Raw genomic sequence first — 14,371 nt, forward strand, 5'->3', positions numbered from 1 at the left:
TTCGACGTGGGCGTCATCGTACCCTCACTCTCTCATTTGGAGCCGTTCATGGCGCTCCATGTACTCCTCTTCTGAGAGTTCACCGCGGGCATACGCCGTCCGGAGCTCTTCGAGTGCTGGATCGGCAGTGTGACCTGTGGTACCGCGACCACCGAGACCGCGGTAGAAGAAGTAGCCAATACCCACAATAATGACCAACCAGACGAGCATCATTCCAATCCCCCACAGAGGCGAGAATCTACCTCCGAACATGCCACCACCCCACCAGCCCATCATCCCCATCATAGGCATGGCGAACACCATCATCAACATTGGGGACAGAAGGATGACAGCAAGAACTATGAGACCGATCCGAAGAAGACCATCTTCTGTATCCGTAGTAGCCATAGTGTAGAGTTAACTGTCCGAATTTATCTTGATTGTGGTTTGCTATCATTTGACAAGTATTGGAAATTCTGAATTTGTTCAGCATACACCCGCCGAGTCGTTATTTTCGAAATCGAAGGGTTTCAGAGCATCCTTCTACAGTAGTACTCTGCGGTACCGCGGCCCAAACCCATCCTACGAAACGATGGTGACACCGAAATCAACATGACGGGGATCATCTGTACGCGTGGAAACGTAAAACGGGAGAAAAGTAATTCAGTGGGTTGTTCTCTGGTGGATACGAGGTTTAAGCCACCCTGTGCCCCGATTACGCCTCGTACGTCTCCTGCCAGAGGACTGTGTCTAAGTAGTCGATGAACCGGGTCATCCGACCGTCTTCCAGTTCACAAACATGCGCAAAGGGGACATCAAGAGGCTTGCCCGACGTTCTGTGCATCCCACGGAAGGTACCGAGGACAACGATCGTGTCACCACCATCAATGAACTTGTCGGTGTCGACCTGGAAATCCTCGAAGTCCTCAAGACATGGGGTAAACACGTTCGCTAGGACTTCCTCAGGACCGTGGTACGTTCCCCGTAGATGTCGCCTTCTGGCTCGATCCACTCGATCTCCTCGGCCATTGTTGCCATCGGTGTGTCGATGTCGCCCTCGTTGAACGCGTCGTAGACGCGCTGCACCCGTTCGACATTGCTCTTAGCAGCGGCTCTTGCCATGGCTCTTCACCAAGTAGTGTGTACGTCGCTCAAAAGCATAAAGATAGATCTGTGCTAACATACCACTCCTACGATTTGACACCGTTCTTACTCTATCAAATGTACTTATTATGATCTACAATCTTAGTTGAGTCAGTATATCGTGAAATGAAACCAAAGGTCCTGTTTTGTAGTGGCTTGTGTTCGCGCCTGGTCGAGCAAGGCCATAGGTACTAGGGATACCGTCGATCACTGGAAGAAAACACAGAATCAGTCGTCAAGAGAGATCGAGTTGGCAGCATGCGCCCGTCTCGAGTTCATTCTCCTCGATGTACTGGGCCAAACACGCATAATTACAGAACTTTCCGATAGTGGTCCGCTCTCCGCTTTGTTCTTCCTCGACAAAGACAGGCTCGTGCACATGCACATCAGTCCCACAATATGTACAGCCTTCGCTCATATGCTGTGAGAACGAACTGCAGAACAAAAAGAGTAGTCTCAACGAGTCTGGTTCCTGATTACTGAGGCGATCAGAAATCGAAGTCAAAGAAATAATACCGGGCTGAAGCAGTGGTTAGTTCGACAGTCCTCTGCGTCCCGTTCGCACGCATGGCCAGCACGGGAAGTCACCGAGGCCGTCACAGTCGCAGTCTTCGGGTTCGGCATCGTCGTCGTCCCTGGATGGGAAGGCCTCGAGCGTCCCGTCGTCGGTTGCGGTTTCGACGGCGGCCATGTGTTTGCAGTAGGCGTTCCGATGGACGTGATGCGGGCACGTGCAGGCCAGCAGTTCCTCGGTTATGTTGTCGATGAAGACCACGTACTGGTGGTCTGCAGGCTTGTCGTGGCTCTCGTTGATGATGTTGATGAGTCTAGGGGCATCAACATTGAAGGAAAATCCATTCAGTATTGGATGACTTGGAGAAGGAACAGCGGTATTGAGCCATCCATAGGAAGATATAACCAAAGTAGTTGAAAATATAAATGACTACAATATACTGATTCTTTCACTCGATTGCCCTTCCCGTGAAGGGCGAACCAGCCAGGATCGATTCAAGAGGTTCGAGTCCTGAGTGCAATATCATACCGCTCATTCCGTAGAAAACTTGGTCTCCCGCCAGGAGTTTCCTAGCTCCCCTTCCTGTTCAAACATTTATGAGCTGCTATGCATCTGGTGAGTTTTACTATAAAATCCGACAACCGCAGTCCTCGTAGACGAGCCACCACTTGGGTGTAGTAAATCGCTTTTAGTCTCGTCTTATGGTGGCATGCTCAGGGTGATGTGATCCCACGTCCGCTCGTATAGATAGTAGATTACCGTCTTGACTGCGCTAATGGCGATGCCGATATTGAGTGCTTTATTTACATTCCCGACAAGCAGCCAGGTAATTCCGGTTGTCAATGCAAGCATGAGCACTCGGTAAATAATCATCTTCAGAATGACGCGCCAGCGATTTTGGTGAGGATTTCGGCAAATCATTGAGGCATACTCTATTACACATATACCATTTATAAATACCTACGATGGATTAGTATGAATTCATCTTCTACTGAGTAAACAGCTCTTTGCTGAGTTTAGGATACCAAACTCAGTGAAAGAGAGAAACAGAGATTAGTTCGGCAATACTTTGCGACCCGTTTGTACATACACCCTACCTTGGAAGCCCTCAATGCCGTCACAATCGCAGTTCTCTGAGTCACCATCGTTTTGTTCTCGGAAGGGCAGAAAGCGTTCAGTGTTCTGAATTCAGTTGCGCGTGTTTGAGTGCGAGCTCACCAAATAATGGGAACATAGAGAGAGAGATATCGGTTGTCGTCAAAGCAATATTAAACTCCTGCCAGTCGTAGCTAGTGTGCCTCAGGCAACTGGGGGGAGGGGGTGGAACGATGCCAACATACATCTGTTTGTTCAAACTCTGATCTGTTTATGAATTTATACTTCGTTGAGTTCGTTCACGAAAGCCAAAATCCATCTGAACTCGGCGTACTGTTTCCGTCGGCTAATAGCCGAAGTTTGTATAGGGCTACGATCCACCTGTTGACGCGCTCTCGTAGAACGATTCGAGTAATTTTCGCTGACCAGTACGGATATGCTCGTGGAACGTCGCCCCTGAGATATCGAGGGAGGCGGCGATCTCGTCGCCCTTTTTATCGCGTGGCCATTCGAAGAAGCCTGAGAGGTAGGCGGTCTTGAGTACCTCGTTCTGGCGGTCAGTGAGTGCATTATCAAGCATAGCCCGGAACTCTGCACCACGGGTGCTCGTACGCTCACGTTCACGCTGAGCGAGAAGTTCTGTGTCGGGATACCGGTCTGTGATCGCTTCAACAATAGCTCGTACGTTGGCATCCTGAGGGAGTTCAAAAACGAGTCGACCTTCACCGTTCTCCGCGATGCCTTCGCGGATGATTCCACCCATGTCGGCAAGTGACACCGTACTCGACGATTCTTCGGAGACTAATTGGAAGACGCTCTCGTTCTCATTTTTACTTACGAGCGAAGCTTCAAGATCCCCGCGATCGGCCGCAAGTTCGAGGACAGTTTCAGGATTGGTTCCAGTGATGGTGACAAATTCGACGAGCGAGCCATCCGATCGCTCGACGATACCGTCGAGGGTGACCTGGCAATCTGATCGAGCAGTGAGGTCGATGGTGAAGATATCGCGATCATGCAGAGCAAACTCGAGTTCAATCACTGTGTCGGAGATCAGTGCACGCCGCCGCTCAGCTGAACTGAAGGCGTAGGCGATGGTTTCGCCGAATTCTGTCAGGACTTCGCGCTCAGTCTCGTCGAACCCGTTTGGACGCGGCGAGTAGACACAAAGTACGCCGTAGGGCCGTTCTTGGTAGACAAGTGGGATGGCGACCGCCGACTCGTAGCCGCGCTTGAGAGCCGCCTCGCGCCAAGATAGAGAAGCAGGGTTCTCGGCGATGGACTGGACGACCTGTATTTCACCCGTTTCGAGGGCTGTCTCAGCAGTTACATCGTCGTCGTTTCGCACCTTAGAACTGGGGCGAGAGTCAAGATAGCCATCTTCGATTCCTGCCCATTCTTGTGGGTCAACCCTTTCCTCAGCGATGTTCTGCTTGCCGATCCATGCGAATCGGTAGGCGCCCTCACCGGCGAGATTTGCACAGACTGCCTGCTCGATCTCCTCACGGGTCGAAGCGCGCACGAGCGCCTGGTTAACGTCGCGAATGATCTCATTGATGCGATTCGTCGTTTGCAGCTGTTCGGCCTGTCGTTGAAGTGCACGCTCGCGCTGCTTTCGTTCGGTGATGTCCTGGAACACGCCAACGGTCCCACGGAACTCCTCCTCATAGGGAAGCAGCGAAATGTGCGCCAAGTAGGTCTTAGTCTGGCCATCGGCAGACGTGATTGTCGCTTCAATGGCCCCCGTCTCTCGGTCGGTCTCTGAGGACAGCAGATTGCGAACCAATTCGACATATTCTTCGACTTCTTTCTCGTTTACAATCCCGGCCTCGACAAGCGTGAGAAACGGCTCATCGACCAGTTTATCGGCAGTATATCCGACCATTGTCCAGGCGTTGTCGTTACCAGCGAGAATGGTTCCGTCTTCGCTCAGCACGAATACGCCGACGGGAACAGTTTCGACGATGGTCTCATAACGTTCCAACTCTTCGTTCCGTGCGTTTCGGTCGGTAACATCCCGAACAACTCCCATGGTTCCGCTGAACGTACCAATCTCGTCGAAGCGCAGCGTGAGGGCGATCTCGCATGGAAACTGCACATCAGCGGCGGTGTGCACGGTAATCTCGTATGTCGCAATCGTGCGTTTGTCGCTGTGTAACAGCTCCCTGACCACTGCCCGGCCGTTTTCGATGTCCGCCTCCTCAGTGAGCAGCGAAATGTGCTCACCGAGGAGTTCTTCCCGCGAATAGCCCGTCATCGAGACGAACGCGTCGTTGACCATCTCGAAACGTTCGTCTGCGTCAAGTGCATATACACCGTCGCCCATCGCTTCGACGATCTGCTTATGACGATTGGGTACTTCTTCCCGGTGATTTCTATCGGTGACGTCGCGGGCGATACCACAAATGCCGATGGCATTACCGTTGTCTTCGAGCAGTTTGAACGCGAACCCGAATGGACAGTACTCGCCCGATTTCGTGACGAGGTCGGCGTCCTCCTTCGCCTGCCCCTCCGAGATGGTTCGCCCAATCGCTGCTGCGACAGATTCGGTATCTTTCTCGGCCACGAATTCGAGCGGGGTCATATTCGCGATCTCTTCGTCGGTGTAACCCGATATCTCAGTGAGGTTCCCATTCCAGTGGACGATCTCGCCAGTAAGGTCGAACACAAAAGAGACGTCATCGAGGGCATCAAGGGCGCCGCGAACGAACACAGTTTTGTTCTCGGCTGTTCGTTCGGCATGCCGGCGTTGGAGTTCTCTGCGAAGTACGGCGGCGACGTGGGAAGCTTGTGCTGTTGTCTGACCTTCGTCACGACGAATGCAGTGGTCGGCTCCCGCTTGCAGCGCCGCCGCAGCACTCGTCTCGTTCTCGTGGAAGAACACAATCGTCAAGTCTGGATACGCCGCCCGAATCGCTTCAAGCGAGGATAGTCCGCCCGAGTCAGTGGCGTGGTGATCAACGATGACGCAATCGACTTGGTCGTTGAGGTAGGTTAGCGCGTCTACCGTGTCAGAGACAGTGGTTGTTAGAATGTCGTGCTCACGTTCGAGCACCTGTGTCAAGTTGTTGAACGCAGTTGCCGTATCGGCGATGATGAGTGCTTGAATTGTCTCCGTGGCTTCCAAGAACGATTCTCTCAGCGGTTTGTCCGTAGGTTTGACTGTCATATCACTCCACCGCCGCCGCTGAGGCATATACGAGCACAGTGAGAAGTTGTACCCGTCTTATCTTGCGTTTCCCGCAGTGGTCGAGTGACCGACCTTCTTGCCGTCGATCGAGCCCCGTATGTTCCAAGTATCATTGTGAGACAGTAACTCCCAAAGAGCCTAATCAGTTAGGATTTTTGTTTTTATTTTTGATATCTGTACACCGAAATACATTAAGTAATACCGACGGTTGTCCCGTCGATAAATCGTCAAAGAGAGTCTCGAATATGGTGGCGTTTGCGTTGCTCAATCATCGTTTCCCTGTCCAATTAGGCCCCTTGTTTTTTGCTACGACTTTCTTGAGTATTGTCATGGTGCAGGAACGAAAGAATGATGTGAACCATCTAACAGACGCCAACACTCAGCGGGAGACTGGCGAAGAAAAGCAGTTCGATTCTGTCGACGACCAAGAGACATGGGAACTCGGTATCACTCGGCGAAGCCTGTTGAAGACAACCGGCGCGGTCAGTGTGGCCGGCTTACTCAGTGCGGTTGCACCTGCGACGGCAGCCGAGACCCTGACGGTTGATAATGCGCTCGATACGTCAGGCGGCCTTCAACAAACCCTGGTGGTGTTCGAGTCTAATGCTGCTGTGGACCACCTTCGCCACCTCAATCTTTCGGAAGGCTATTATAAGTTCTCAGTGCTGCCGATTGGCTACGCGCTCTTGACGGGCGATCAAATCGAAACGGTCGCTGAGTGGAGCGACGTTCGATATGTCGAAGCCAACCACAGCGTCGAACTGCTCAATGACGACGCCCGCGACGTGACGGGCGTCGAGACCGTCCAAAACGACCAGCACTACACCGGCGAGTCAGTCCACGTCGTCGTTATCGACTCCGGTGTGGACGGCGACCACCCGGATCTAAAAGAGAACCTAAAGGGACACTACCGGTTCGTCGACCCGCTCGACGCTGAGTCGATGTGGGTGGACGCTGGATCGGCCGACACCGCTAGCGGCGGGCACGGCACCCACGTCACGGGATCCATCGCGGGCAATGGGAGCGCCAGCGATGGGCGATACAAGGGAATGGCTCCCGACGCCGATGTCTCCGTCTACTCGACGGACGCCGCTGCTGCGCTGTTGAACGTCGTCGGTGCGTACGACGACATGCTCGACAAGCAGCACGCTGGGAAACACGACGTGCAGCTGGTCAACAATTCCTTTGGTGCGAACATCGGCGGCGACTACAACCCGAACGGGGCGCTGGAGACGGCAACGTGGAGGGCGGCCGAACTCGGCATCCTGCCGGTTTTCGCCGCCGGGAATAGCGGTCCTGACACGAACACCTTCTCAAACTACGCCGCCGGGCCCCACCTTCTCGCTGCGGCCGCGACCGATGACGACATGAACGTGACCAACTTTTCCTCACGAGGGCGCTCGCCCGACTACTCGGACGGCGGCGAAGGTGCACATTGGGATCGCGCGACGGCTTACCAGAACCTTGTGGGATTCTACACGAGCGACTACAGCAACCAGCCGAAAGTCGGAACCATCACCCGCGAAGGCACCGTCGGGCCGGGTTCGTCCGACGCGGGCGTCGGTGAGAGCGCCTATGAGGAGTGGACGGTTCCGTCTGACGCAGGCTACGTTGATGGAACCGTTTCGTGGACACCGCAGGGGGAGGACATCGATGTTTATCTCCACGAAGGGGCGAAAGACGGTCCGGTCGTCGCTAGTGGTGCGAGCCTACAGAATCCCGAGAAGTTATCTGGACAGGTCGACGGCGGGACGGTGTACTTCCTCGAAGTTAGGCCGTACGCAAACGTCACTGCGACGTACACGGCAGAGTTAACCGCCCGGAAGGAGCTCGCCAACCAGCCGAGTGGACCGTACGGCATTTACCGGCCATCCGCGGGGACGCCCGGCGACTACGTGATGAGCACGCTGTCGGAGAACGATGCCTACCAGACGTACCCGACCATCACCGAACACCCCGAGAAACAGGGAACCGAGGTGTGGTATGGTCGCCTCTCGGGCACCTCAATGGCCAGTCCCGTGCTTTGTGGCATTTCGACACTTGTCTACGACGCCTACTACCAGAACCATGGTGAATTTCCCGACCCGATCGATGTGGTGAAACTTGTGGAGGCGACCGCGAACGACGCGCGAACAAGCCACAACGCGTGGAACATCGGGTCGGGATTTGCCGACGCGACAACTGCCGTCAAGCGTGCCGAATCCGGCGACCTCGCAACGTTCGACGAGACGAGCCTCGCGGTGGACGGCGAAGTGACCGAACCCGTTTTCCACGCGCAGGGCACCCGTGCCGACGACGGGTCGACGTTCACAGCGGGCCAAACAAATCAGGTCGACATAACGCTGGATGAGGCGACCGAGATCGCAACGGTCCGCGATGAGATCCCATGGGACTGGCAAGTCGTCGGCGGCGACGACCACGTGGTATACACGGATGACGGCCATCGCTACGTCGAGTTCACAATGGACGCGAATGAGGGCGATACGCTCTCGTACTTCATCGAAGCACCGAGCGGCGCGGGCGCGACCGGCCAGTACGAATTCGGCTCGGTAGAGGCTGCGCCCGCTGACGGTGCAGGGGCATTCATCACCATCACCGGGACGGAAACGAACACCGTAGTCGGAGAGAGCAGCTAATCCAACGGAAGCTACCATGACTGCACATACACACACGACGCGGCGTACGGTGCTGAAGATGGCCGGCGCGGCAGGACTGCTCGGTGCGGCGAGTGCTGGGAGGACAGCGGCGGACACGTCCGTCGTCGATGACCGCATCGACACCTCGGCAGCGGAACCACACGAGGTCGTGGTCGTGTTCGACTCTCAGGAGTCGATGAAACGGCTGACCGATCTCGACCTGCCGAACAGCAAACATGAGTACGCAGTCCTGCCGATGACCTACACTGTGCTCTCCGGAGATCAGGTCCGCACCGTCGCGGGCTGGGACGGCGTTCGGCGAGTCCAGAAGGCGGTCGAACTGGAGTTCTTCAACGACGATTCCCGGGCGGTGACGGGCGCGGATGTCGTCCAGAACGAAATGGGGTACGATGGATCCAGCGTAGACGCGGTCATCATTGACTCCGGGTTCTCCGGTCCACATCCAGACTTTGATGGCCGACTGGAGTCAAACTGGCAGTGGGTCGATAACCCGCTCGGCGAGCGCGACGCCGACTGGGTGAACCTCGGATCTGAGGGTGACACCGACGACCTCGGCCACGGCACTCACTGCGCAGGTATCGTCGCGGGCGACGGATCCGCAAGCGATGGCCAGTACAAAGGGATGGCCCCCGGCGCACGAATCTCGGTCTACTCGACGAATCAAGCTGTCTATCTGCCGTACGCCATCGGTGCGTGGGACCATATGCTCGCCCGTGCGGACGACCCAAATGTCGACTTCGACCCAGACGTGGTGTCGAACTCCTACGGCGTCGCCCGAGACGTCCGTTACAACCCGAACGACCCTCTGAACGTCGCGACGTGGGAAGCGTTCATTCGGGGCATCATCCCCGTCTTCGCGGCGGGCAACGAGGGGCCGGAAGCCGACACCCTCTCGCGGTTCGCTAAGGCTCCCCACGTCCTTTGCATTGGCGCGACCCGCGACGACAAACACGTGACGAACTTCTCCTCACGCGGGCGCACCCCCGACGAGAATCGAGAGACGAACTACGATCGTAAGAAAGCGCTCGGCAACCTCGGCCGATTCCATGCTGCAATGACGAACGGACAGTATGTCGTGGACATGGGGATGTGGGCGGGCACGGTCGGGCCGGCAGCGGACAACTCGACCACTGGAACTGACGCTTCAACGGAGAGTGAATTCCACGAGTGGCGCGCGCCGCCGAACGCTGATACCCTGGAGATGATGCTCGATTTCTCGCCAGACGGCCAGCAGGTTCGGGTGTCGATTCGCCGTGGAAGCAAGGACGGCACCGTCGTCGCCCAAATGGGCGAGGAACCGGTTCACCAGCACCGCACGCTCACGACGGACGTCGATGGCGGGACGACCTACTGGGTCGAGGTTGAGCCGATGGTGTCGGTGGCCGTGGACTACACGCTCGATTACGAGTCCCACGAGAAGATTCGTGGCGAACCCGAAAAACAGCGGCCAGTCGGCGTCTACCGACCCAGTATAGGCACACCAGGCAACCACATCATGAGCGCGCTTGGACCGACCGACCCGCTTGACGCCTACGCGGCTGATACCGAGATGTTTTATGGCTACATGAGCGGCACGTCGATGGCGTGTCCGGCGGCAGCGGGCATCTGTGCACTCGTCATAGACGCCGCGCGGCAGAACGGCCACAATCCGTATCCCATCGAAATCATCAATACCGTCGAGGCGACCGCTCGGGATATCCACAAAGCGTACACTCCATGGAACGTCGGCGCGGGGTTCGCCGACGCAGCAGCGGCCGTCCGGCGGGCGGAGATAGGCGACTTCGCCCGCTTCGGTGAGGTATCGCTGGCCGACCCAGATACGCCGACATCACTTGCGGTGAGCGGGCGACGTTCAGACGATGGGTCGGCGTTCACGGGCGGGCAGACGAACCAGGTAGACGTGACCATCGCCTCGGTATCCCACACTGCGGAAGTCCGGGACACGATCCCCATCGAGTGGACCGTCAAAACCGAGTACGGCGACGTGAAACGCGTCGAGCAGGTGGATGACGTCCAACATGTCTACCTCGGTACTGTCGTGCCGAGTGACGGCGAGACGATGCGTACCTATTTTGCCGAAGCGCCGAACGACCCCGCGAAGACGGATGAGTACACGTTCGGCTCGGCAGCAGCAAACGCGGCGAAGACCGACGATGACTGGGTCGCCTTTGGCGGGACGGAGACGAACGCCGTTATCGGCGAGGATACAAATACCTAAGCAGATTGGACGATCCTCATTGTTTCGATTCTTGATTTTGTGGTATCGGAGTCGTTGTTTCGAGCAAGAGCGACGCAATCGAATGCGCGAACATTACGGTAGTACACGGTGATCCGCCCGATCGGCAGACTGCCGTTGTAACTGGTGGAAGAACGGACGGTTCAGCTGATCCTAATTGATTAGGACCATTGCTTTTTATCAATCATTCATAGCCATTGGTATGAACAGGAGTAACATGACTGACGAAGCGACCAAAACAGGCGCTGATGACCGATTCTGCGACAGTTCAATTGATCGTCGAACTTTCATGCGTCTGGCGGCAGCCACGACTGGGGCTGCTCTCGCGTTCCCCGGCAACGTGAGCGCCGACGTTTCGGCAGTGGAGATGACGACTGAGTATGAGTACGTCCTCAATCACACGCTTGCAGACTACGCTGCGCCGACGCTTGTGGAATTTTCGAGCGCCGCGGGGCTCGACGCCATCTCGTCGATCGCTCCCAACGCGAAAACGACGACCACGCCGAAGCCCGCTGCCTACGCACAGTTGACGACGACACAGGCCGAGAGCGTTGCCGACCTCCCGACTGCGGAGACGCTCTCCTTCTCGCCCGGGTCGAACCCGTTCTGGCGGCTTGGCTACTATCCCCTCGGCGTGTTCCCCGAACCGATGCGCTCGGTGGACTTCATCAACTACGAGCAGATGAAAGACGGGCTCCGCCACCTCGAACGCGAGTACCAAAGCAAGGTGAATGTCAAGGAGATCGGTCAGTCGCCGGGGCATTACAACAACGTGACCGCCCGCGACGACCCGAAGGGGATGTTCGTCGCGGAGGTAACCAACGACGCCGGCGACGAACAAAGCTTCCGCGAGAAGGAGAAAGTATTCTATTCGCTGTCGCTCCACGGACTCGAACGAGCGGGTGCGGAAGCGGGCGCACGTATTATCGAGAATATCCTGCGTGGGGATGACAAGGCCGGCGAGATTTCCTCGCTATTGGACGACATCGTCCTCGTCTTCGGCTTCACGAATCCTGACGGCTGGGTGGCACGCAACCCACAATATGACTCCGGTCACCAGACTGGCGGCCCCGGCGCCTCGCACCCACGCATCCCCGCTGCGCCGTTGTACGAGCGCGGGAACGCCGAGATCTACGATACCAACCGTCAGTATCCCACCGTGGGGTACATCACTCCGGCTCACTACCCCGGTGAACCCCGCAATCCCGCCGACCGTTCGAAAGAGCGCGTGACTGATGCGCTAGCCATCGTCGAGCACTTCCGGGGCTACGAGAACTTGAACTACGGCGCGGATCTCCACGGCGGGCCGATCTTCAACGAGTTCGTGCTGGGACTCATCTCGCAGGATCAGTACGACACCCGCGAGATGCACGAGGTCTACGAGATGTGCCGGGTCATCGACGACGTTCTCGAAGAGGAACTCGACGTCTGGACGACGGCGGGCGATGCGAAACAAGCAGTACTCGGCGACACCAAGACGGGACTCCTGTTCGGTGTGCTCCCCGAGGAGGCGTTCGACTACGCAACCATCTACGACACAATCGACTACACCGTCTCGGGTGCGATGCTCGACTGGATGAGTCACCCGGAGGATCTCGGGGGGCTTGGAATGACAACCCTCGACTTCGAGATGGCCTTCTCGCACCTCACCGGCGGCAACGTCTACAATCCTGAATTATTGGACATGGAGGTACGGGGCTACCGAACGGCGATGCGAACCATCACGAAGTTCGCCGTCGAGAACTCCGATACGCCCACGACAAGCGACCAATTTTCAGCGACGACGAAGACCCGATTCGACGCCGACGCAGCTCCCCAACGCGTCGCCTATGTCACGACTGGTGCGGTCGGTACAAGCGAGGATGCTCTCCGCCGCCACTCTGGCGCGCTCGACTTCGGTGACACGAATCACACCCAGAGCAGTACAGAGGGGGCGGTCACCGGACTGAGCACCACAACCGTCTCGAAGACCGTCTCGGCGTCGAGCCTCCATAGCTTGGACGTCCACACGCATTCACAGCAGGGCATATTCGACCTCCAATTGTTCTCACCGTCAGGAGAGGTCATTCGCTCGCATGATGCCGTCACCGACGAGCGCGCTGGCGGGAAGTGCTGTGGCCATCCCATGTGGGTCATTTCGGATCCCGAACCGGGAGAGTGGACGGTCGAGATTTCGAATGTCCAGCAGGATACGCAGGGGTACGAGGTACGCTTTGGCACCCTCGCCGCTTCCGGAACGAACCCCGATCCTGACCCCGCAGTCGGATACGAGCAGTACGACTACGACGTGACGCCGCTGCGGTTCTTCGAGGACTACGCTGACTCCATCGCTGACGATGGCGTGATGGAACCCCTGACTGTCGAGAACGTGGCGAATGGTGCACTTGCCGACTATGACCACGCCGTCATCTGCCATGACTATGGCGCGAACGCCGATGCCGACTACATCGGTGGGTCGGTTCCAGGCTACACCGTTGCCGACCACCCCACCGCTGGCTACGACGTGCCGGGGTACGTTGCAGCGCTCAATGCGTTCGTGAACGACGGGGGCAACCTCGTCTTGACCGATATGGGCGTGAACCTCCTCGCGTCGATGGACAACGACCTCGTCGGCGCGGATCGGTTCGCGGCGGGCGACTTCACGGTCGACACCTACAACGTGGCCCGGTACACCGAGAAGAACGGCGACCACCCGCTGTTGACCGACGTGCGACCGATCCAGGAGCAACTCTGGAAGGTCGCCCCCCTCGGCTACGCGGTAACCGGAGAGGCACCGATGCGACTGCTCGACGAGGGGGCGTTCACCGGCGCGAGCGCCGAACCGGGCGACGACCTCGGCGACGGCATTCCCTCGGTTGCGGCCTGCACAGACGGCTTCGTCGCCACCGGGTCGCTCACCCGGACGGCCGACGATGGCACCGGCGTCCACGTCGTCTCCTCGCTGGTGCCGCCAGCCACCCAACAGAACCTGCACCCCTTCGGCTTGCTCGATTATACGCCGACGTTCCTCGGCTATCTCGTGCTCACCTCGACCTTCGGCTTTCAGCAGATCCGCCGGACTGCCGACAACCCTACAGGCGATACCTACGGGGCCGGTCCAACCTTCGCCGTGGACGCGACCGCCCCCGAAGCCCCCGGCCAGACGTTTACCGCCGGTGGCACCCGCGCCGACGACGGGTCTGTGTTCACGGGTGGGCAGACGAACCAAGTCGACATTACGGTGTCCTCGCTGAGTCATGACGCGACCATCACTGATGCGGTGCCAGACGGTTGGACAGTAAAAGAGGGCTACGGCGACGTGACAGGTGTCAAATCCAACACCGTCGAACTCGGGACTGTCAGTGCTGACGAAGTTGCCGACGGCACGGTAACGCGAACGTACTTCGTGGAGGCGCCCTCAGACGTGACAAAAACTGGACAGGACATATTCGGTCCTGCAACAGCGACTGTGCTTGATCCGAGTGGGCTCGAAAATGCAGAAGATCAGGTTGCTGGCACCGATTCGAACACTGTTCTTAGTGCATCGACGAACACCTGAGTTCACCGAAAGCGATCAACCC

At 57.3% G+C, this 14,371-nt stretch carries 9 protein-coding genes; 3 read left to right on the plus strand and 6 right to left on the minus strand.

Features of this window, described 5'->3' with window-relative positions:
• Positions 1-24: 24 nt before the first annotated feature.
• From LIX15_RS23415 to LIX15_RS23445, 6 genes are all read right to left on the minus strand, one after another.
• Positions 25-387, minus strand: a complete 363-nt coding sequence (locus tag LIX15_RS23415; protein ID WP_227777195.1) for an SHOCT domain-containing protein — start codon at positions 385-387, stop codon at positions 25-27.
• A gap of 307 nt (positions 388-694) precedes the next feature.
• Positions 695-925: a nuclear transport factor 2 family protein gene (locus LIX15_RS23420; protein WP_265338438.1), complete on the minus strand. Its 231-nt coding sequence runs from the start codon at positions 923-925 to the stop codon at positions 695-697.
• Positions 926-930: 5 nt separating this feature from the next.
• On the minus strand, positions 931-1,101 hold the full coding sequence (locus LIX15_RS23425; RefSeq protein WP_227777197.1) for a nuclear transport factor 2-like protein: 171 nt from the start codon (positions 1,099-1,101) through the stop codon (positions 931-933).
• A gap of 553 nt (positions 1,102-1,654) precedes the next feature.
• The gene (locus LIX15_RS23435; protein ID WP_227777199.1) at positions 1,655-1,897 is read right to left on the minus strand and encodes an SWIM zinc finger family protein; all 243 of its coding nucleotides are present in this window, start codon (positions 1,895-1,897) and stop codon (positions 1,655-1,657) included.
• A gap of 438 nt (positions 1,898-2,335) precedes the next feature.
• On the minus strand, positions 2,336-2,557 hold the full coding sequence (locus LIX15_RS23440) for a DUF2061 domain-containing protein (protein WP_227777200.1): 222 nt from the start codon (positions 2,555-2,557) through the stop codon (positions 2,336-2,338).
• Between the two features lie 544 nt (positions 2,558-3,101).
• Positions 3,102-5,897 carry a PAS domain S-box protein gene (locus tag LIX15_RS23445; protein WP_227777201.1) on the minus strand — a complete coding sequence of 932 codons (2,796 nt, stop codon included), beginning with the start codon at positions 5,895-5,897 and terminating at the stop codon, positions 3,102-3,104.
• Positions 5,898-6,247: 350 nt separating this feature from the next.
• Between LIX15_RS23445 and LIX15_RS23450 the strand changes: the two genes are divergently transcribed.
• The 3 genes from LIX15_RS23450 (at position 6,248) to LIX15_RS23460 (ending at position 14,349) form a co-directional block, all read left to right on the plus strand.
• The gene (locus tag LIX15_RS23450) at positions 6,248-8,554 is read left to right on the plus strand and encodes a S8 family peptidase (RefSeq protein ID WP_227777202.1); all 2,307 of its coding nucleotides are present in this window, start codon (positions 6,248-6,250) and stop codon (positions 8,552-8,554) included.
• Positions 8,555-8,570: 16 nt separating this feature from the next.
• Positions 8,571-10,793, plus strand: a complete 2,223-nt coding sequence (locus tag LIX15_RS23455; RefSeq protein ID WP_227777203.1) for a S8 family serine peptidase — start codon at positions 8,571-8,573, stop codon at positions 10,791-10,793.
• 235 nt (positions 10,794-11,028) lie between these two features.
• Complete coding sequence (locus tag LIX15_RS23460; protein ID WP_227777204.1) at positions 11,029-14,349, plus strand: M14 family zinc carboxypeptidase; 3,321 nt, start codon at positions 11,029-11,031, stop codon at positions 14,347-14,349.
• The last annotated feature ends 22 nt before the right edge of the window (positions 14,350-14,371 follow it).

The sequence above is a fragment of the Haladaptatus pallidirubidus genome, from assembly GCF_020700235.1.
Taxonomy (GTDB): Archaea; Halobacteriota; Halobacteria; order Halobacteriales; family Haladaptataceae; genus Haladaptatus; species Haladaptatus pallidirubidus.